Source organism: Pseudomonas sp. ZL2, from assembly GCF_054788455.1.
The window spans coordinates 308567-330125 of sequence record NZ_JBGOGX010000002.1 but is presented as its reverse complement, the minus strand read 5'-3'; the positions used below and the strand labels follow the sequence as shown (position 1 = coordinate 330125).

The 21559-nt window shown below is 65.5% G+C and carries 4 protein-coding genes; all 4 read right to left on the bottom strand.

Annotation, left to right across the window (positions count from 1 at the left end; all coding sequences use genetic code 11):
- Window positions 1-9 precede the first annotated feature (9 nt).
- Genes ABM562_RS02855 through ABM562_RS02840 form a run of 4 tightly spaced genes read right to left on the bottom strand, consistent with a single transcriptional unit; the run spans window position 10 to window position 21355 of the window.
- Window positions 10-7887 (bottom strand): amino acid adenylation domain-containing protein, encoded by a 7878-nt coding sequence (locus ABM562_RS02855; RefSeq protein WP_460420741.1) that lies wholly within the window; start codon window positions 7885-7887, stop codon window positions 10-12.
- Window positions 7884-10946 (bottom strand): non-ribosomal peptide synthetase, encoded by a 3063-nt coding sequence (locus ABM562_RS02850; protein ID WP_460420739.1) that lies wholly within the window; start codon window positions 10944-10946, stop codon window positions 7884-7886. The genes ABM562_RS02855 and ABM562_RS02850 overlap by 4 nt, the downstream gene beginning before the upstream one ends.
- Window positions 10947-10956: 10 nt before the next feature.
- Window positions 10957-12015 carry a TauD/TfdA family dioxygenase gene (locus ABM562_RS02845; protein ID WP_115086244.1) on the bottom strand — a complete coding sequence of 353 codons (1059 nt, stop codon included), beginning with the start codon at window positions 12013-12015 and terminating at the stop codon, window positions 10957-10959.
- Window positions 12016-12073: 58 nt separating this feature from the next.
- Window positions 12074-21355 (bottom strand): amino acid adenylation domain-containing protein, encoded by a 9282-nt coding sequence (locus ABM562_RS02840; RefSeq protein ID WP_460420736.1) that lies wholly within the window; start codon window positions 21353-21355, stop codon window positions 12074-12076.
- Window positions 21356-21559 lie beyond the last annotated feature (204 nt).

Here is a 21559-nt window from a genome sequence, read left to right as displayed (position 1 = left end):
AAAACTCCTTTAGGAAATCAGCTTTTCAAGCTCTGCGCTTGATAAACGTTTGAGAGCCTCCAAAGATTTAGCCAATTCGTCTTCAAGGGGTTTTGCCTCGTTTCGCAGCCCGCGCGCCTGGCTGCAGAACGCTGCCAGGTCGCTGGCCAGGAACAGATTTTCCAGGGGCACCTCCAGCCCCATCTGCCCGCGCAGACGAACAATGACCTGGGTCGCCAGCAACGAATGCCCACCCAACTCGAAGAAGTTGTCCGCCAGCCCGACCTGTTCGACGTGCAGAACCTGTTGCCAGATCAGCGCCACCTGTTGCTCGAACTCATCGCGAGGTGCCTGGTAGGCCGCAACGGCCTGGTTCAGGTCCGGCAGCGGCAGCGACTGCCGGTCAAGCTTGCCGTTGGGGCTGAGCGGCAGGCGCTCGAGCATGACCCAGTGGGCCGGCACCATATAGGCAGGCAGCGCTGCGGCGACCCAGGCCTTGCAGGCATCGAGCGCAAGCCGGGCTTGCCCGCCAGCTGGCACAAGGTAGGCCACCAGTTGCGCGCCGGTTGCCCCCTGATGCACCTGCACCAGCGCCTCGCCTACCTGCGGGTGCTCAAGCAGGCGGGCTTCGATTTCACCGGGCTCGATCCGATAACCCCGCACCTTGACCTGTTGGTCGAGCCGGCCAAGGTAACCCAGCACCTGGTCCGCGCCTGCCCAGACCAGGTCACCGGTGCGGTACTGGCGCGCCCCCGGCCCGGCAAAGGGATCGGGGATGAAGCGCTCGGCCGTCAAGCCCGGGCGCCCGTAGTACCCACGGGCAAGCAACTCGCCGCCGATACTCAGCTCGGCGGCGACTGCGGCCGCCGCCGGTTGTCCCTGGCTGTCGAGCAGGTACAGCCTGCGCCCGGCCAGGGGCCGGCCGATAGGCAGCACACTCGGTACCGTCTGCTGCGGGTCGAGGTAGACGCTGCAGTCATGCGCGCTGGCGGTCACCGTCGCCTCGGTGGGGCCATAGGCATTGAGCAGTTTTACCGGCGTGGCGAGGGCCTGGCGCCAATCGGCCAGGGCGGCGGCCGACATGGCCTCGCCACCGCAGATCATCAGGCGCAGCGCGGCCATGTCCTGCGGCCCGCCGTGGGCCAGATCACGGGCAATGGTCGCCCAATAGGCGGTGCTCAGGTTGGCCACGGTAATTCCCTGGCTACGGACCTCCTGCAGCCAGCGCTCACTGCTCCATAGCTGGTCGCCGCGCATGATCACCGTCGCGCCGACCGTGAGGCTGGCAAACAGCTGCTCAACGAACGGGTCGAAGTTGAACGTGGCGAACTGCAGCACCCGGTCCCGGGCACTGAGCTGCAACATCTCGATTGCCGCTTGCGTGTGGCGGGCCAGCGCCGCATGACTTACCGCCACACCCTTGGGCCTGCCGGTCGAACCGGAAGTGAAGATCACGTAGGCCAGGTTATCGGCCAACAGCGGTGTCTGCGGATCATCGCTGGCAAAGCCTTGCAGATCGTCATCCAGACTCAACACCTGCAAACCGGCCAGCGCCGGCAGGCGTTGCAGCAAGGCATTGCGGGTCAGCAGCAAGCGGGCGCCGCTGTCGGCGACCATGGCACTCAGGCGCTCCACCGGGTACTCGGGGTCCAGCGGCACATAGGCCGCCCCGGACTTGAGCACCGCCAGCACCGCAACCACCAGGTCGCTGCAACGCTCGATGGCGATCCCCACCAGGGTTTCCGGCCCGGCGCCTTCGCCGCGCAATCGGTGGGCGAGCTGGTTGGCCCGGGCATTGAGCTCGCCATAGCGCAAGTGCTGGCCTTCACAAATCAGCGCAATGGCCTCGGGAGTGCGCGCGGCATTGGCGGCGAAGGCCTCATGTACCAGCGGGCCAAGGGCGCCGTCCTCGAGCAGGCGCTGCTGCAGATGCTCGGCGTCCAGCAGCGACAACCGTCCAAGGGCTTGGCCGGGATCCTGGGCAAGCCCCCTGAGCAGGGTGTGCAAATGACCGGCCAGGCCCGCTACCGCGGACGCAGAAAGCGCGGCACGGTCGTAGCTGAACTGGAACTGCAAGGTGTCGCCCAGCCCTGCAGCCAGGGTCAACGGGTAATTGGTACGCTCGTGTTGGTGCACCCCGTCAAATTGCAGGGCCTGGTCACCCGCCTGCTGCAAGGCCTCGGCGATCGGGAAGTTCTCGAACACCAGAATATGGTCGAACAAGGCCTCGCCACCGCGCCCGGCCCAGCGCTGAATTTCGTACAACGGCGTGTGCTCATATTCGCGCAAGGCCAGGTTGAGCGCTTGCAGCTGTTGCAGCCACGCACCTACGGGTTGTTGCGGGTCCGGGCTGACGATCACCGGCAAGGTGTTGATAAACAGCCCCACCTGTTGCTCGATACCGGGCAATTGCGCCGGACGCCCCGATACCGTGGCACCAAAGCACACGCTGTCCTGCCCTGTGTAGCGTTGCAGCAACAAGGCCCAGGCAGCCTGCACGAGGGTATTCAACGTCAGTCTCTGGCTACGGGCAAAGCCCTTCAACCGCTCGCTGTCGTCGGCGCTCAGGCAGCTGTCGAAGTGACCGATGCCCGAGGCTTGCTCGGGCTTGCTGACAATCGCATCGAGCAACCGCGTGGGCGCTTGCAGGCCAGCCAGCTGCGTCTCCCAGAACGCCTGCGCGGCTGCCGGATCCTGCTCCTGCAGCCAGCCGATGTACTCGCGAATCGAGCGCGCCGGGCGCCCTGGGTCCTGGCCCTGATAGCGCTGCATCACCTCCCCCATCAGGCGCGAGCTGCTCCAGCCGTCCATGAGGATGTGGTGGTGGGTGTAGATCAACTGGTAGGACGATTGCGCGCATCGCACCAGTGCCACGCGCATCAGCGGTGCCTGGGCCAGCTCAAAAGCGCGGGCCCGCTCGCTTGCTGCCAGTTCCTGCAAGGCGGCCTGCAAGTCAGGGCGGCTGCGCCAGTCCAGCAGCTGGAATTCCAGCTCGGCGTGCCGATAGACCGCTTGCAGCGGCTGCGCCTGCTCACCCTGCCAGATGAACCCGGTGCGCAGGATATCGTGCGCATCGACCGTGGCTTGCCAGGCGTGATGCAGGCGCTCGGGGTCCAGGCCGCGCACGGTACAGTCGAGCTGGTTGATGTAAGCCCCGGTCTCGGTCTGGTAGAGCGAGTGGAACAGCATGCCCTGTTGCATCGGCGACAGCGGGTAGAGGTCCGCCAGCAGATGGCTGGCCACCGGCAAGGCGTCCAGCGCGGCCTGGTCAAGCCCGGCCAGCGGCGCATCCGAGGGCGTCAGGCCACCCTGCCCGGGCGCCAGGCAATGGCCGACCAGGGCATTCAACTCGGCGCCATAGTCATCGGCCAGGCGCTGGATCTGCGCCGGCTCGAACATCGCGTCGCTAAAGGTCCAGTCCAGGCTCAAGCGTCCCTGGTAGACCTGGCCGCTGACCGTCAGCCAGTTGCCCAGCGGCGCCTCCGGGCTGCGTTCGTCCCCCTTGGACTCGGTGGCGGGCAGCAACAGCGCCTGGGCATTGAAGGCCCCGTCGACCTGGCCCAGGTAGTTGAAGGTGATACGCGGCGTCGGCAACCCCTGCAAGCGCTCACGGGCAGCTTGCGGGCCGAGGTATTTGAGCGCCCCGAAGCCGATACCACGCTGTGGCACTGCGCGCAGTTGCTCCTTGATCTGCTTGATCGAGTCGGCCAGCGTCGACGCAGGGGCCAGGCGCAACGGAAACAGGCTGGTGAACCAGCCCACCGTGCGCGAAAGGTCAACATCGTCGAACAGCTCCTCACGGCCATGGCCTTCAAGCTGGACGTTGATCGCCGCCTGGCCGGTCCAGCGGCACAGCACCCGGCTCAGGGCCGTCAGCAGCAGGTCATTGATCTGCGTGCGGTAGGCGCCATTGGCCTGCTGCAACAACCGGCTAGTGGTTTCAGCGTCCAGGCGGGTGACGCACACCTGTTTGCTGGCGCTGCTGGCCGCCTGTGCGAAACGCATGCCTGGCAGCGAAGCGGGAACATCTGCCAACTGCGCCTGCCAGTAATCCAGGCGCGCCTGCTGGGCAGGCGCATGCGCCCATTGCGCCAGGCGCTGCGCCCACTCGCGCAGCGAACTGGTGCGCGGCAGCAATTGCAGCGGCTGCCCGGCCAGGCATTGGCCGTAGGCACTTTGCAAATCTTCCAGCAGGATTCGCCAGGACACGCCGTCGACCACCAGATGATGGGCCGCCAGCAGCAGACGCTGGCTGCCGTCTTCAAGGTTCACCAGCAAGGCGCGCAGCAAGCTGCCGCCGTCCAGGCGCAGGCTGCGCTGCGCCTGGTTGACCAGGCTATCGAGGTCGGCGGCGCTCACCTGATGCCGCTGCCACAGTAGTTCGGCCACCGGCGCCGGCGCCTGCAGGTGGCAGTGCCAGCCAGCGGCGCCAGGCTCGAAGCGGGCACGCAGGGCATCATGCTGATCCAGCAGGGCCTGCAAGGCTTGCTCCAGCACCGGCCCCTGCAGCGCCACCTGCGGGCGCAGCAGAATCGACTGGTTCCAGTGCTGGCGCTGGGGAATGTCGGTGGCGAAAAAGCCCTGCTGGATCGGCAACAGCTGACATACGCCTTGCTCGGCCCCGCGCTCGACCACCTGCCGGGCAGCGCCCTGGGTCGCCTGGGCGGCCAGGCTGCGCACGGTCTGGTGCTGGAAGATATCCCGGGCGCTGAAATGGATACCGGCGCTACGGGCACGGCTGACCAGTTGAATGGAAACGATGGAGTCGCCACCCAGCTCGAAGAAGTTATCGTCCAGCCCCACCTGCGGGCAGCGCAACACCTCTTGCCACACACTCGCCAAACGCAGTTCCAGGGCCGTCCCGACGCCCTGGCTGGAGGCCACCGACACAGGTGTGACAGGCGCGGGCAAAGCCTTGCGATCAAGCTTGCCGTTGGCGGTCAGCGGCAGGCGTTCGAGGACCACCCAGCGGCTGGGCAGCATATAGGCCGGCAGGCGTTCGCGCAGTGCATCAGCCACTTGTGCACTCAACTCGGCAGGCGCTGCAGCGGGGTCGACGGGCACCAGATAAGCCAGCAAGTGCTGTTGCTCGCCTTCCTGCCAGGCCATCACCAGGGCCTCGGCCAGCGCCGGATGACGCCGTAGGCACGCCTCGATCTCGCCGGTTTCGATCCGGTAGCCTCGAATCTTCAACTGCTGGTCAGCCCGACCGATAAACACCAGCTGGCCATCGCCGCCACGACGCACCAGATCACCGCTGCGGTACATCCTGGCACCGGGCTGGGCGGCGAATGGGTCCGGCACGAAACGCTCGGCGGTCAGCCCGGGCTGTTCATGATAACCGCGGGCAATACCCGCGCCGCCCAGGTACAACTCGCCCGGGCAAGTGCTGGCCATCAATTGCAACCCGGCATCGAGCACCAGCGCCTGACGGTTTTGCAGCGCACGGCCAAGGTGGATGGCCGTGTCACCCTCAAGCTCACCGGCCAGCGCACCGACGGTACATTCGGTCGGGCCATAGTGGTTGAACACCCGGCAATCCGGTGCCAGGCGCTTGATACGCTCGAGCAACCCGGGTGTCGGCGACTCGCCGCCGAGGATCAGGCAACGCTGGGGAATGACCGCCTGGTTGTCCTGGCCCAGCAGCGCGGCAAAATGCGAAGGCACCACTTTCAGGACATCGATGCGCTGCTGCTGCAGGTACTGGCCAAAGCCGTGGCCATCGAGTGCCAGGTCACTGTCGATCAGGTGCAGGGTCCGCCCCTGGCACAAGGCCCCGAACACCACGGTATGGCCGAGGTCGGCTGCCAGGGTCGAGACCAGGGCCAGCCGCTGCACGTCAGCCAGCGGCAGGCGCGCTTCCAGGCCCTGCAGGTAATGCAGCAGCGCCCCATGACTGACCATCACCCCTTTGGGCTGGCCAGTGGAGCCGGAGGTGTGAATCACATAGGCCAGTGCCTCAAGCTCGCTCCGGCATTGCGGGTCGTGCTGCGCCGGGGCATAGGCCTGCGCATCATCAAGGGCCAGGGTCGCCAGTTGCGCGCACGGCGCCAGCGCTTGCAGCGCGCCGGCGCGCCCGAGCACCAGGCTACAGCGACTGGCCTCGATCATCTGCTGCAGGCGCCGTGGTGCCAGCTGGGGATCGAGCGGCACATAGGCCGCCCCACTCTTGAGCGTTGCCAGCAGCGCGACCAGCGATTCCAGCGAGCGCTCGGCAAGTATCGCGACCTTGTCCTGCGCACCGACTCCCAGGGCAATCATGCGGTGCGCCAGCTGGTTGGCGCGGGTGTTGAGCGCGGCGTAGCTCAGTTGTCGTTCGCCCTCCACCAGCGCCAGGCGCTCGGGATGCAACCTGGCCTGTTGCTCGATCTGCCCGTGCACACTGCCCTGCAGCGTCAGCGCTTGGGCTGGCGCCGCACTGGCCAATAGCGCCTGCTGTTGCTGCGGCGCGAGCAGTGCCAGTTCACCCAATGGCCGCTGCGGTTCGGCCAGCGCTGCACGCAACAGGTTAAGCCAGTGCCCGGCCATCTGTTCGATGGTTGCGGCGTCGAACACATCCTCGGCGTAGACCAGCGATGCCTGCAGCTGGCTACCCAGCTCATGGGTGTTGAAGGTCAGGTCGAAACGGGCCGATTCGCTGCCGCTGTCCAGTGCCTGCAGGCGCAAGCCCGGCAGGTTCCGCTCGGTTGCTGGCGCAGCACTGGCCTGGTGATTGAACAACACCTGAAACAGCGGCGTCTGGTTAAGGCTGCGATCAGGCTGCAGGGCATCGACCAGTTGCTCGAACGGCAGGTCCTGATTGGCCTGGGCCTCCTGCACCCGTTCCCGGACCTGGGCAAGCAGTTGCTCGAAGCTCATCCACGGTTCAATCTCGGCCTGCAACACCTGGGTGTTAACGAAGAAACCGATCAGGTGCTGGACCTCGGCACGGCCGCGGTTTGCCACCGGGGTGCCGACCCGCACCGTGCCTGCGGCGCTGTAGCGATGCAACAAAGCCTGGATGCCGGCCAGCAGCACCATGAACAGGGTCGCCCCCTGGCCACTGGCGAAGCGCCGCAAGTCCTGCCCCAGGCCCGGCTCCAGCGCCAGCGTGTGGCGGGCGCCGTGCTGCTCGCGCAGCATCGGCCGCGGGCGATCCAACGGCAACGCCAACGACACCGGTTCGCTGCCCAGCCGTGCCTGCCAGTAGGCCAGTTGCCGATCGGCTTCCCCGGCCTGCAACCACAGACGCTGCCACTTGGCATAGTCGGCATAGTGCACGCTCAAGGCCGCGGGTTGCGCGCCCGCCTGGCCCTGACTGATACGCGCATAGTGACCGCTTACTTCATCGACCAGAATCGGCATCGACCAGGCATCGGTAACGATATGGTGCGTACAGAACACCAGCACATGCTCGTCCTGCCCCAGACGAATCAGCGTGGCACGCAGCAACAGATCGGTTGCCAGGTCAAAGGGCTGCGCAATCAAGGCGGCCAGTTCGGTCTGCAGAGCCGACTCATCCAGGCCGCTGCGATCCAGCACCTGCAAGCTCAACGAGCGGTCAGCGTGACAGCGCTGCACGACCCTGTCGTCGATCAGTTCGAAATTGGTGCGCAAGGCTTCATGGCGGTTGATCAGCGCCTGCAGGCTAGCGCCCAGCGCCGCGCAGTCCAGTGCGCCTTGCAGGCGCAACACGGCCGGTTGATTGTAGGCACTCGATTGCGCATCAAGTTGCCAGAGAAACCACAGCCGTTGCTGGGCATAGGAGGCCTGGATGAGTTCGTCGGCCTGCTGGCGCGGCGGGATCGGCAGCATCTCCAGTGACAACCCCTGCTCGATCATTCGCGCCTGCAGTGCTTTCTGCTCCAACGGCCCCAGCGCGGCAAAGCGCTTGGCCAGGGTGAGCATGCGTTCGTTCAGCTGGCTCATACCTGCTCCGCCGCGTCGAACAGGGCTTCGAGGGCATCGACCTTGCTTTCACTCAGGCCGGAATCGCGATACTGCGCCACTTGCTCCGCCAGCAAGGCGACGGTTTCACCCTCGAAGAACACCCGCAGCGGCAGGTTAAGGTTCAGGCGCGCCTGGACTTCGGAGCGGATACGCGTCGCCAGCAGCGAATGGCCGCCCAGGGCAAAGAAGTTGTCATGGATACCCACCTGCTCCAGGTGCAGCGCCTCCTGCCAGATTGCTGCCAGGGTTGCTTCCAGCTCATTACGCGGCGCCACGAACTCGTGGCTCTGCGGCTGCAGCGCCGCCAGGGCATTGCGGTCGAGTTTGCCATTGGGGGTCAGCGGGAAACGCTCGAGCACGCGCACGAAGGCCGGCACCATGTACTCGGGCAGTTGTTCGCGCAAGGCATCGAGCAAGGATTGTTCGGTACTCGCTGGGGTCTGCCCGTCTGTGTGCAGCACATAGGCCGCCAATTGCGCCCCGGCAGCGCTTTCGCGCACGACCACCGCCGCTTCGCGGACACCCGGCAACTGCGCCAGGCGCGATTCGATCTCGCCCAGTTCGATACGAAAACCGCGAATCTTCAGCTGGAAATCCAGGCGCCCAAGGTAGTCGATGCAACCATCGACCCCGGCGCTGACCCGATCCCCGGTACGGTACAGGCGCTGCCCGGGCTCCTTGGCAAAGGGATCGGGAACAAAGCGGCTGGCGGTCAGCCCCGGACGCTGCAGGTAACCCCGCGCAAGCCCCGGGCCACCGACGTACAACTCACCTTCACAACCGAAGCCGGCCATTTCGCCAGCCTCATCCAGGGCCAGCAGGCGGGCGCCAGCGATCGGTGCGCCGATGGGCACCCGCTCGCCTTGCGGATCCTGTTCCAGGGCATGGGCCGAGCACCACACGGCACTTTCCGACGGCCCGTATTCATTGACCAGCAGGGTCTGCGCCAGGCGCTGGCGGTGACGCACGGCGAGCTCCGGCGGACACGCCTCGCCAGCGACGATCACACAACTCAGCGCCGGCTGTTCCAGGTGTTCGAGGATCTGCGCATAGAATGAGGGCAGCGCGAGGAAGTGGGAAATCTGCTCGCGCTCGATCAGTGCGGCAAGGCGTTGCGGATCCTTGTGTTCCTCTTCGCCAGGCAGGCACAGGGTGCCGCCCTGGGCCAGGCTCCAGAAAATCCCGGCAACCGAACTGTCGAAGGAAAACGACGAAAGCATCAGGAAGCGCAACAGCGGCTGGCGATAGAACAGGCCGCGGGCGCGGGTCGAGGCACAGGCATTGGCGTGGCTGATCATCACGCCCTTGGGCTTGCCGGTTGAGCCGGAGGTGTAGATGACGTAAGCCAGGCTCGCCGCAGAATGGCGCTTGCGCAAAGGCAGCAGGTCGCTGGGTGGCAAGGCATCCAGCTGCAAGCGCTGGACCCCGGGCGCCACCTCGATGTCGTCGGCCAGCGGCTGCAGGCTGATCAGGCACTGTGCCCGGGCATCATGCAGCATGAACGACAGGCGCTCGGCCGGATAGCCAGGATCCAGCGGCAGGTAGGCGCCACCCGCCTTGAGAATACCCAGCAAGGCCACGACGATTTCCACCGAGCGCGAACCATACACCGCCACCACGCTGTCGCCACCCACACCGCATGCCTGCAGGGCGCGCGCCAGTTCATCCGCCCGGCGGTCCAGTTCGGCATAGCTCAGGCGCTGATCGCCAATCTGCAAGGCGATGCGTTGCGGATGCAAGGCCGCCATCTGCTCGAACAGACCATGCAAGGCATCATCGGCGGCAGCCGGCAGCGCCAGGCTGCGGTCAAAACGCGCCAGCAAGGCTGCGGCCTGCTCGGCATCGACAGTGTTCAGCTGCTCAGGCGCACAGCCAAGATCAGCCGCCGCGTTGAGCGCAAAGGTGTCAAATTGCGCCAGCCAGGCCTGCAATTGAGCAGGTGCGAACCCTTGCCCAGGCGCAGACAGTTGCAGGCAGACGCCATCCGCTTGCGCCCGCGCACTCAGGAAAAGCTTGTCGTTGCGATAGTCATCCAGTTCGACCCGCCACTGTTCAGCCGCTGGCGCCTGGGTGTAGGCGCAGGCAAACACTGGCAGCGCCCCGGCAGCGCTCATGTCCGGTTCATTCAGGCAATCGAGCCAGGACCGGCCCTCGGCCAGTTGCACGGCGAACGCTGCCAACTGCTCGCGCAACGCCAGGCCAGGCTGCAGGTTGAATGCCTGCGGCAGGCGTCGGGCAAAATGGCCAAGCGTGTGCTGCAGCTGGTCATTGCGTCCGTCGACCTCCAGCGCTACCAGCAGCGGCTGTTGCCGGGTCAGCACGCTGAGGAAACTGCCCCAGAGAAACAGCAGCGCCTCTGGCGGTGCAAGCCCGGCCTCGGCCTGCATTACGGCCAATGCCGAGTTCAGGCCAGGGCTCAAGCGTTGACACTGGTTGCGCTCCCCTGCGCCCTGTTCGATCGCTTCGAAGGGCAAGCGCCGCCCAGGGGCCTGTGCTGCTGCCAGGCCACGCCAGTAGGCTTTGCCCTGGCGAGCGAACGCCTCTTCATCAAGATCGGCCTGCCAGGCGGCGTAGTCGGCATACTGCAAGGCCTCGAAGGGCGCCAGGGTGTCACCCCGGTACAACGCCAGGATCTCTTCTGCCAGTTGCCCGAGCGCTTGCTCGTCGGCGCTGGCCAGGGCCACGCCGACCAGCACCTGCGCGCCGGCCACGCAGGCCACCAGAGGCGCTTGCTCAAGCAACGCATTCAACTGCGCCCGCGCCTGGGCTTCGGTGTGCACAAGGGCAATGCTCACGCGAACCTGCTCGGCGATTTCCTGCACCGGCAGCTTGAGCCCCGCGACCTGGGTGTAACGGGTGCGCAGAATCTCGTGGCGCCGGCCCAGTTCACTCAACACCGCCTCGAGCCGCCCTGGCTCGACCGGCTCGGCAAAATTCAGCCACAGCCGGGCAATGCGCGGTTGTTCGCTCTGGGCCTGGAGAATCAGCGCCTGCTGCGCCGAAGTCTGGAAAATCTCTGCTGGGTTCGCGTCTGTCATGGGGTCTTCCTTAGCCGATCGCCACTTCGCTGCTTTTGAGCGGGATGGCCATTGCCGTGAGTATTTTTCGCGGGCCGGCATAACCGTTGCGCGCATGAATAGTGAAAATGTTGTCGAGGATCACCACGTCGCCCTTCTGCCAGGGGAACTCGACCATGACCTCGCGGTAGAGCTGCTGAAGATGGCGCACGTAGTCCTCGGGAATCGGGCTGCCGTCACCAAAGAAGGTGTTTTGCGGCAGGTCGTCGTCGGCGAACTCGGCACGCAGGCTGTCGCGAATGCTCTCGGGTAAGGTCAGGGCGTTGAAGAAGGTCGCGTGGTTGAACCACACCGTTTCGCCGGTACGCGGGTGGCGCACCATCGCCGGGCCTTTTTGCCGGGTGCGCAGGCGATTACCGGGCTTCCATTCGGGGGTGATGCCGATCTTCGCGCAGTAGGCTTCGACCTCGGCGCGATCCTCGGTCTGGAACACCGTCTGCCAGGGCAGGCCCATGCCGTCGCCATAGTTGCGCACGTAGAGCACGCCTTGGCGCTGGAAGGCCTCGCGCACCTGTGGGTCGATACGCGGCAGAATCAGCCGGGTATCGCCAAACGGCGTCTCGCCACCGCTGGCCGATGGCAGGTCGCAGTAGAAGTACAGGTGCAACGGGAATACCGGCGAGTAGGAGTGCTCGTTGTGCGGGAAGATCTTCTCCGCCGAGGGGTAGTCGGTCGAGCTGTAGACATTGTGCTTGCGGCTGATCTGGGTCCGCGGCGAGGCACGGAACAGGTACTCCAGCGCGCCGCCGGAGATCGCATCGACGCACTGGTTGAATTCGCCGATATCCTCTACCGCAAACCCCCGAAACAGGATGGTCGCGTGCTGGTCGAGCTTGCGTTCGATCAGTTCACGGTTCTGACCGGCCCACTCGGCCAGGTTCACCCCGGCCACCCGCGGGGTGCACAGCAGCGGAATGCTGCTGCCTTCGAACAACGGCGAGAAACTCACCAGGCTGTCCTGGTCCATGTTCAGACTCTTTCGCCGCCCCTTGGCCAGCACCGGTATGGCTTGCGGCTCGCACTTGGACATTTCCCTCTCCCCGTTCGGTAAGGCCGGCAAGCCCCTGGGCCCACCGGCGTGACTATGTCTATTGCACTTGCAGGCGGCTGGCCCGACGCCGAATCGGGTGGTGCGCCTGCAGTTGCGCCTGGCGCGCAGCGACGCGTGCCTGCTCGGCTGCCGCACGAATGTTTGCGGCCTCGGCCAGCACCGCTGCCAGGGTGGCCTGTGGCGCACTCAGCAACTGCTGGAAAATCCCTTGCAACTGAGCGAACAGATCGTCCATGTCGGTGGCCGTATACAGGCTGCCATCGCACTTGAACGCGACCCGAATGGCGCTGGCGTCGTTGACGAACTCGGCGATCAGGTCCAGCTCCGTCGCCGCCTGCCCCGCCTCGCAACTCTCTACTCGCAGCCCTTGAGGGTGCGGCATGGCCGCACTGCCCTCCTGGTAGATGAACTTGATTGCAAACAGCGGCGAGCGCCCCGCCTGGCGCGGTAAGCGCAAGGCCTCGACCAGACGATCGAATGGCAGGTCCTGATGGTCCGAAGCCTCGATCACCGTGGTCCGGCAACGGCTCAGCCATTGCTCGACCGTGGCTTGTTCGTTCACCTCTAGTTGCAGTACCAGTTGGTTAACGAAGAAGCCGACCATTTCTTCAATGCCGGCATGGTTGCGGTTGGCGATATCGGTACCCAGGCGCACGCGCTGGCTGTCGCTGCGCTGGGCCACGGCCAGGGCAAAGCCCGACAGCAGGAGCATGTACAGGGTCAACCCCCGGTCCTTGGCATGGGCGCGCAAGGCTTCGCTCATGGATGCGCTGAAAGCGAACCCGTGAACCTGGCAGCCGCCCTCGCCGGTGATTGCCAAGGGCAGCTGCGAGCCCGGCAAGCGGGTCAGCGCATGCTGGTCACCGAGGGTGCTGCGCCAGTAGGCGAGCTGTCGCTGCATTTCGCCAGCAGCCAGCCACTGACGCTGCCAGACGGCAAAGTCCACGTAGCCCAGTTCAACCGCCGGCAGCGGCGCGGCCTGGTGTTGCACGAAGGCGTCATAGAGGGTGACAAACTCACGCAGCAGGATGGCGAAGGACCAGTGGTCGGCGACGATATGGTGCAAAGTCACCAGCAGGTAATGCTGCTCGGACGCCACCTGCACCAGCGCTACCCGCAGCAATGGCCCTTTGACCAGGTCGAACGGCGCGTTGGCTTCGCGCTCCAGCACCTGCTCCAGCCTGGCCTGGCGTTGCTCGGCGCACAGCTCGCGCAGGTCGATCCGCTGCAGCGCCAGCGGCATGCTCGCGTGTTGCAACTGCCAGCTGTCCCCGCCTTCCTGCAGGTAAGTGGTGCGCAGCACCGCATGGCGTTGAATCAGCCCCTGGAACGCCTGTTCGATAGCGCCGACATCGAGCACGCCGTCGAGCCTGAGGGCGCGAGGAATGTTGTACATCGAGCTTTCCGGCGCCAGTTGCCAAAGGAACCAGAGCCGCTGCTGGGCATAGGACAACGGCTGAAGCGGCTGCTGTGGCGCTCGCTGCAACGGCGGGGCAACGCCCACTGGCTGCTGGTCGAGGCTTTGCAGGGCCTGGGCAAAAGCGCCCAGGTCGGCAGCTTCGAACAGTAGCCGCAACGGAACATCCAGCCCCAGGGCATGACGCACCCGGCTGATGACCTGGGTGGCCAGCAACGAATGGCCGCCGAGGTCGAAGAAGTTGTCGCGCAAGCCGACCCGGGCAACCTCCAGCACGTCAGTCCAGTACTGCGCCAGCTGGCGCTCCAGGGCCGTGACCGGCGGCACATGATGGTGCTGCAGCAAACTGGCATCCGGCGCCGGCAAGGCCTTGCGATCCACCTTGCCGTTGGGCGTCAGCGGTAGTCGCTCGAGAATCTGCCAGTGCGCCGGCAGCATGTAATCGGGCAAGCCCTGGCTCAGCGCCTGACGCAAATGGTCGCGCAAGGCCATGCGTGTGGCGACTTCTTCAGCGGCCAGTGGCTGCTCCGGCACCACGTAGGCCACCAGTTGCTGCCCGCTCGCGGCCGGCACGGCCAGCACCACCGCCTGGGCGACTTGCGCCTGTTCCAGCAGCCGCGCCTCGATCTCGCCGATCTCGACGCGAAAGCCGCGAATTTTCACTTGATGATCGATCCGCCCGATGTACTCCAGCGCACCGTCGTCCAGGTAGCGCACCAGATCGCCGCTGCGATACAGGCGGGCCCCGGGCGAGGCGGCAAAGGGGTCAGGTACGAAACGCTCGGCGGTCAACGCCGGCCGACCGTGATAACCGCGGGCCAGGCAGGTGCCGCCGATATACAACTCACCCACCGCCGCGCGCGGCTGCAGGCTCAGATCCTCGGCCAGCACGTAGGCACTGCGCTGGGCAACCGGGCGACCGATCGGTGCGTAAACCGAATCGATGCCGGTGTGCGTGTCGGCTTCCCACAGAAACGGCGTGATCACGGTTTCGGTCGGGCCATAGCCGTTGACGATGTACTGGGGTTGCAACACCGCCTGAATCTGCTCGAAGCCCTCTTTCGGGAACGCCTCGCCGGCAACGTTGAACGAGCGCACTTTCACCCGACGCTCAGAGGTTGCGGCCCAGGCAGCCAGCTGGCAGGCATACTGGGTCGGGAAATAGACGATGCTGGCCTGCTCGGTCTCGATCACCTGCAGCGCCTCTCCGGCGCTCCAGAGCCCCTCGCCGCGCAAGATACAGCGGGCACCACTGACCAGCGGCAACAGCCACTGCTCGGTGCCCCAGTCGAAATTCAGCGAAGCGAAATGCAGGAACCGGTCATCCGGCGAAACCCGGTAGCAGTCCTGCATGGTGCGAATATGGGTGAGCAAGGCCCCCTGCTCCAGGGCCACGCCCTTGGGCTGACCGGTCGAGCCGGAGGTGTAGATCAGGCACGCCAGGTTGTGCGCCGACAGTTCGACCTGCGGGTTGCTGTCATCAGCGGCCAGCTCCAGGCTGGCGTAGTCCAGCACCCGGATGTTGTCGGTGCCGACCAGCCCGGCACACTGCGCCTCGGCCAGGATCAGCCTGACACCGCTATCGGCGATCATGTAGGCCAGGCGCTCGGCAGGGTACTCAGGGTCCAGCGGCACATAGGCGCCGCCGGCCTTGAGAATCGCCAGCAAGCCGACGATCAGCGCCTCGCTGCGGTGCATGCAGATCCCCACCAGCACATCCGGGCCAACGCCGTCGCTGATCAGCCGCCGGGCCAGGCGGTTGGCCCGGGCGTTGAGCGCCTGGTAGCTCAATTGCCGTTCCCCGACCACCAGCGCCACAGCCTGTGGCCGGGAGTGGGCCTGGGCCGCAATCATCTGCGCCAGCCCGAGCGGCGGCTCGGCAACAACCCGGGCTTGCGGCCAGGCCAGCAGCGCCTGACGCTCGGCGGCCGTCACCAGGTCGAAATCAGCCAGCACCCGGTCACCACCCTCAATGAACTGTTCGAGCAGGCCGTGCAACTGGGCCGCCAGCCCGTCAATGGCCGGGGCAGCAAACGCCGCCTGCTGATAGCTGTAGTGCAGGTCCAGGGTCTGGCCCAGGGTCACGGCGATGGTCAAGGGATAGTTGGTGCGTTCAAGGTTACTGACGGCACCGAACTGCACACCCAGCCCTTGCCCTTCGGCCAGGGCAGCACCCAGCGGGTAGTTCTCGAACACCAGCAAGGTATCGAACAGCGCATCGCTGCCCTGCCCCGACCAGCGCTGGATATCGAACAACGGCGTGTGCTCGTGCTCGCGCAGGGCCAGGTTGGTCTGCTGTACCTCCTGCAACCAGCGACTGAGGGTGTGCCCGGACTGCGGCCGGGCAATCACCGGCAGGGTGTTGATGAACAGGCCAATCTGTTGCTCGATGCCGCGAATCTGCATCGGCCGCCCAGCCACGGTAGCCCCGAAGGCCACCGTGTCCTGCCCGGTGTAGCGTTGCAACAGCAGCAACCAGGCCGCCTGCACCAGCGTATTGAGGGTGACTTTCTGCTGACGGGCAAAACCGCTCAGGCGCTCGGTCATCTCGCTGCCCAGGTGCTGATAATGATCGCCATGGGCACAACGCTCGGCGACGGCCGCAGGAGCCCGCAGGGCATTGGCCAGGCGTGTGGGCAGGGCCAGGTTGGCCAATTGCGTACGCCAGAACGCTTCACTGGCCTGCGCATCCTGATGCTGCAGCCACTCGATGTAGTCCCGGTACCGACCCGCTACCACCGGCACCGCCTGGCCGCTGTAGCGCTGGAGGACTTCGCCCAGCAGGCGAGCGTTGCTCCAGCCATCGAGCAACAGGTGATGGCTGGTCTGGATCAGGTGGTAGCGCGCTGCTGCGGTGCGTACCAGGGTCAGGCGCAGCAAGGGCGCCCGGCTGAGCGCGAAGCCATCCAGGCGTTGCTGCTCGGCCAGTTGCCCAAGGGCCTGTTCAAGGTCGTCGCGATCACGCCAGTCCAGTACCTGCCACGGCAGCTCGACCTGCTTGTAGACCATCTGCAGCGGGCGCTCCAGCTCACCTTCCCAGACGAACCCGCTGCGCAGAATATCGTGGGCCTGCACCGCACCTTGCCAGGCAGCGTGCAAGCGCTGTGGGTCAAGGCCATCAACATCGACGCGCATCTGGTTGATGTAATCGCTGCCACCTTGCTCGTACAGGCTGTGGAACAGCATGCCCTGCTGCATCGGTGACAACGGGTAGATGTCTTGCAGTTCGCGACTGCACACCGGCAGACGGTCAAGGGCGCCTTGATCCAGGCGTGCCAGGGCAAAGTCCGAGGCAGTGGCCTGGCCCGGCGCCTGCCGGCAGCAATGGGCAATCAGTTCGCGCAGCTCGTCGCTGAAGGCGTCGACCAGCGCCTGGATGCTGTCGGGGGCGAACATCTGCTGGCTGAAACCCCAGCGCAAGGCCAGCTCGCCGCCGTACACCTGCCCTTCCACGGTCAACCAGTTGGCCAACGGCGCCTGCGGGTCCTGGGCCCGGCCGCCGCTAGCGCTAGCCGGGACGAACAGCGCCTGCTCGTCGAACTGGCGATCGAACTGGCCCAGGTAGTTGAAGGTCACCCTTGGCTTTGGCAGCACAGCCAGGCGCGCAGCCAGCTGCGGCGCCCCCAGGTAGCGCAGCAAGCCATGACCGATGCCCTTGCCGGGGACGCCGCGCAATTGCTCCTTGACGCCCTTGATGGCCTCGCCGATCTCGGTTGCCGGCACCAGTAGCAGCGGATACAGGCTGGTAAACCAGCCGATGCTGCGCGACAAGTCGAGGTCATCGAACACATCCTCGCGACCATGCCCTTCAAGCTCGATCAACACCCCCGGAGCCTTTGTCCAGCGGCTCAGCACCCGCGCCAGAGCCGTCAGCAACAAGTCATTGACCTGGGTGCGGTAGGCCGCTGGCGCCACTTGCAGCAACTGCCGGGTGGTGTCGGCATCGAAGCGGCACTCGATCTTCAGTTCATGGCGGTTTTCCAGGCTGGCCCCAGGGTCGGCGGCAGGCAACTCGGCAACGCTGCTGGCCTGCAGTTGCGATTCCCAGTAATCCACCTCGTCGCCGCGCCGCTGCGCTTCCTGCTCAAGCTGCAACGCCCAGTCCTGGTAGGCGCTGGTGCGAGGTGCCAGGGTGGGCACTTGCCCCTGCTGGACCTGGCGGTACAGCGCTTGCAAGTCTTCCAGCAGAATCCGCCACGACACCCCGTCGACCACCAGGTGATGAAGCACCAGCAGCAGTTGCTGGGTCCCGTCAGCCAGGTCCAGCAGCAACACCCGCAGCAATGGGCCGTGCTGCAGATCCAGGCTGCGCTGCGCTTGTTCGCAGCATGCCAGCGCCTGCTGCGCGTCACTGGCCTGGCGCACCCAGAGCACTGCGCCCGGCTGCGCCGCGTACTGTTGCTGCCAGCCAGCGGCCTGCGGGGTAAAACGCAAGCGCAAGCTGTCGTGATGGCCCAGCAGGTGGTCCAGCGCCTGTTGCAGGTGCTGCGCATCCACCGGCTCACGCGGGGTCAGGAGCAACGACTGGTTCCAGTGCTGGCGCTGCTCGATCGCCTGATCGAAGAACCAGCGCTGGATCGGCGTCAGGACGACATCGCCACTGGCCGCCGCCCGCGCCACCACCGCCTGGCCGCGACCGGCCACCTGGGCCAGGCTGCGCACCGTCTGGAACTGGAAAATGTCCTTGGGACTGAGGACCAGACCTACCTGGCGAGCGCGGCTGACGACCTGCATGGAGACGATGGAGTCGCCGCCCAGCTCGAAGAAGTTGTCCAGCACACTGACCTGCTCAAGCCCCAGCAGGTCCTGCCAGATCGCCACCAGCGCCTGTTCGTGTTCATCGGCGGCGTCCACGTGCTCGCGCGCCGCCAGGAGCGTATCGGCCGCCGGCAGCGCCTTGCGATCGAGCTTGCCGTTGGGCGTCAGCGGTAGCTGCGCCAGGAATATCAGCGCCGCAGGCACCATGTAGTCCGGCAGGTGCTCGGCCAGTGCGGCCTTGAGCTGTTCGCGCAGGGCGATCTGCCGGGCAGCCTGGGCATCAACGATCGTCGAGTCGACGGGCACCCCGTAGGCGACCAACTGCTGGCCGGCCGGTCCTTCCTGCACCAGCACCGCCACTTCCCGTAGCAACCGGGTGCCCAGCAGGCGGGTTTCGATCTCGCCCAGCTCGATCCGAAAACCGCGGACCTTGACCTGGTGATCGATACGCCCGACATACTGGATTTCACCGCCGTCGCGGTACCGCACCAGGTCGCCGGTGCGGTACAGGCGTTGACCTTCGCCGGCAAACGGATTGGGCAGGAACTTCTCGGCGGTCAGCCCCGGCCGGCCCAGATAGCCGCGCGTGATGCCGGCCCCCGCCAGGTACAGCTCGGCAGCCCGCCCCTGGGCTACCGGTTGCAACTCGGCATCGAGCAGATAGCTGGCGGTATGCGGCAACGGGCGCCCGATACTGGCCCGCCCACCGGCCTGGCGACGGGTCCAGGTCGAATAGGTGGTGTCTTCGGACGGCCCGTACAAGTCGTAGACATGCTCCAGGCCTGGGAGTTGATAGAGGCTGTCGACCAGGCTCTGTTTCAGCGGCTCGCCTGCCAGGTTGATAATCCGCACGCCCGGCGGGATCTGTCCGCTGCGCTGCAATGCGCCAATCGCCGACGGCACGGTGTTGATCAGGCGCACCTGATCACGCCCAGGGAGTTCGGGCAACGCCAGGGCATTGCGCGCCAGCACGATGAAGCCACCACCGGCCAGGGTCACGAACAATTCCCAGACTGACAAGTCGAAACAGATCGACGTGGACGCCAGCACCCCCTGAATGTCTTCTGGGCGATAGGCCTGCTGCGACCAATGCACCAAGGCCAGGACATTGCGATGAGTAATCGCAACCCCCTTCGGACGCCCGGTGGAGCCGGAGGTATAAATGACATAGGCGAGGTTGCTGGCGCTGCCGCGCAGGCCGGGGGCAGTAGGTGGCCAACTGCTCAGCGCCGACTCTTGAGGTTCGACCAGCATTACCTGTGCACGGGTTTGCAAGGCCAGTTGCTCGACCACTCCGGCATCACTGAGCAGCACCCGCGCACCGCTGTCCTCAAGCATGTACGCCACCCGCTCGGGCGGGTAATCCGGATCCAGCGGCACATAGGCACCGCCGGCCTTGAACACTGCCAGCAACGCCACCAGCAGGTGTGGGCTGCGCGGCAAGGCGATGCCCACTCGCACCTCCGGGCCAACCCCGGCGGCGATCAGGCGATGGGCCAGGCGGTTGGACCAACGCTCGAGCTCAAGGTAGCTGTAACCCTCGTGACCGTGCAGCAACGCCAGCGCATCGGGCTGTGCGGCGGCCTGCTCAGCGATCAGCTGGTGCACACACAGGTCCTGACGGTAGCCTGGGCCGACCGGGTTCCAGTCATGAACCATGCGCTGGAATTCAGCAGGGTCGAGCAGGCTCAGTTGGCCGATGCTTTGCTGGGGCGAGGCGACCATTGCACGCAGCAGGTTCAACCAGTGCCCGGCCATGCGCTGGATCGTTTCCAGCGTGAACAGGTCTTCGGCAAAGGTCAGTGCCGCCTGCAACTGCCCGGCCTTTTCCCAGGTGTCCAGGCTCAGGTCGAACTGAGTGGTGCGCCCCTGCTGTTCGATCAAGCCCAGGCTCAGGCCCGAAGCAGTCTTCACCGAGGTAATGTCGGTGACCACTGGCTGGTGGTTGTACATCACCTGAAACAGCGGGTTATGGCTCAGGCTGCGCTCCAGCTTGAGCGCTTCCACCAGGCGCTCGAACGGCAGCTCCTGATGTGCCTGCGCCCCTAGCGCGGCCTCGCGCACCCTGGCCAGCAGTTCGCTCACGCACGTCTGGCTGTCGACCTGGCAACGCAATACCTGGGTGTTGACGAAAAAGCCGATCAGGCCCTCGACCTCATTGCGATTGCGGTTGGCAATCGGCACGCCGACGCGCAGGTCGGTCTGCCCGCTGTAGCGATGCAACAGGCATTGGAATCCGGCCAACAGGACCATGAACAAGGTCGATTGATGGGCCTGGGCCAAACCCCGCAGTTGCTCGGCCAGCGCCGTATCGACCGTGAAGGTGTAGCGCTTGCCACGGTGGCTCGGCAACGCCGGCCGGGGGAAATCACAGGGCAGCTCCAGCACCGGATGCTCGTCGCCCAGCACCGATTGCCAGTACTGCAGTTGGCGCTCCTGCTCTCCGGCTTGCAACCAGCAACGCTGCCACAGCGCGTAGTCGCTGTACTGGATCGGCAGCGCTGGAAGCTCGGGAGCCTGGCCGCGCTCATGGGCGTCGTAACAGCGAACGAACTCATCGATCAGCACGTTCATCGACCAGCCGTCGGAGACAATATGGTGCAAGGTCAACAGCAGTACGTGACGCTCGGGGTCAAGCTGCAGCACGGCCACCCGCCACAAGGGGCCCTGCTCAAGATCAAAAGGCCTCAGCGCCTGTTGTTGCGCATGTTCACGGACGGCGGCGTCCTGCTGCGCCGGGCGCAGTGCACTGAGGTCGATGCATTCTATCTGCAGCGCTTGCGGCGCCGGCACTTGCAGCAGGCTCCCGTCGTCCTGCCGGGCGAATGCGGTACGCAGGGTCTCGTGCCGCTCACTGAGGCTGATGAACGCTTTTCGCAGGGCCTGTTCATCCAGGCGGCCCTGCAAGCTGACCGCACCCGGCAGGTTGTAGGCAGCGCCTTGCGGCTCCAGCTGCCAGAGAAACCACATGCGCTGCTGCGCATAGGACGGCAGACCGCGCTCGGCTGCCTGAACCTGGGCGGGAATGGGAAAGAGCGCGAAATCGACCCCTTCACGGGCCAGTGCTTGCAGAAAGATCCGGCGCTTTTCCGGCGGCAATTCTAGGAATCGGCTGGCAAGTTTACGGGAGTCTTGTGCATTCATCGGCGTTCATCCATCCAGTGGGGCAGCGAGCCGGGCAGCTCGGTATCCATGGGAAACGGATGGCCAACGGGGAAAATTAACCGTTGTAGCGGGGCGCCACCGGTCGGCTGAAACATTTGCTTTCAACTAACCCTGCGGGTTTTACGATTCTCGTTCGTCTTATCTATTGCAGTCCCAAGGCTGAGCATCGGCTCGACCTCAATT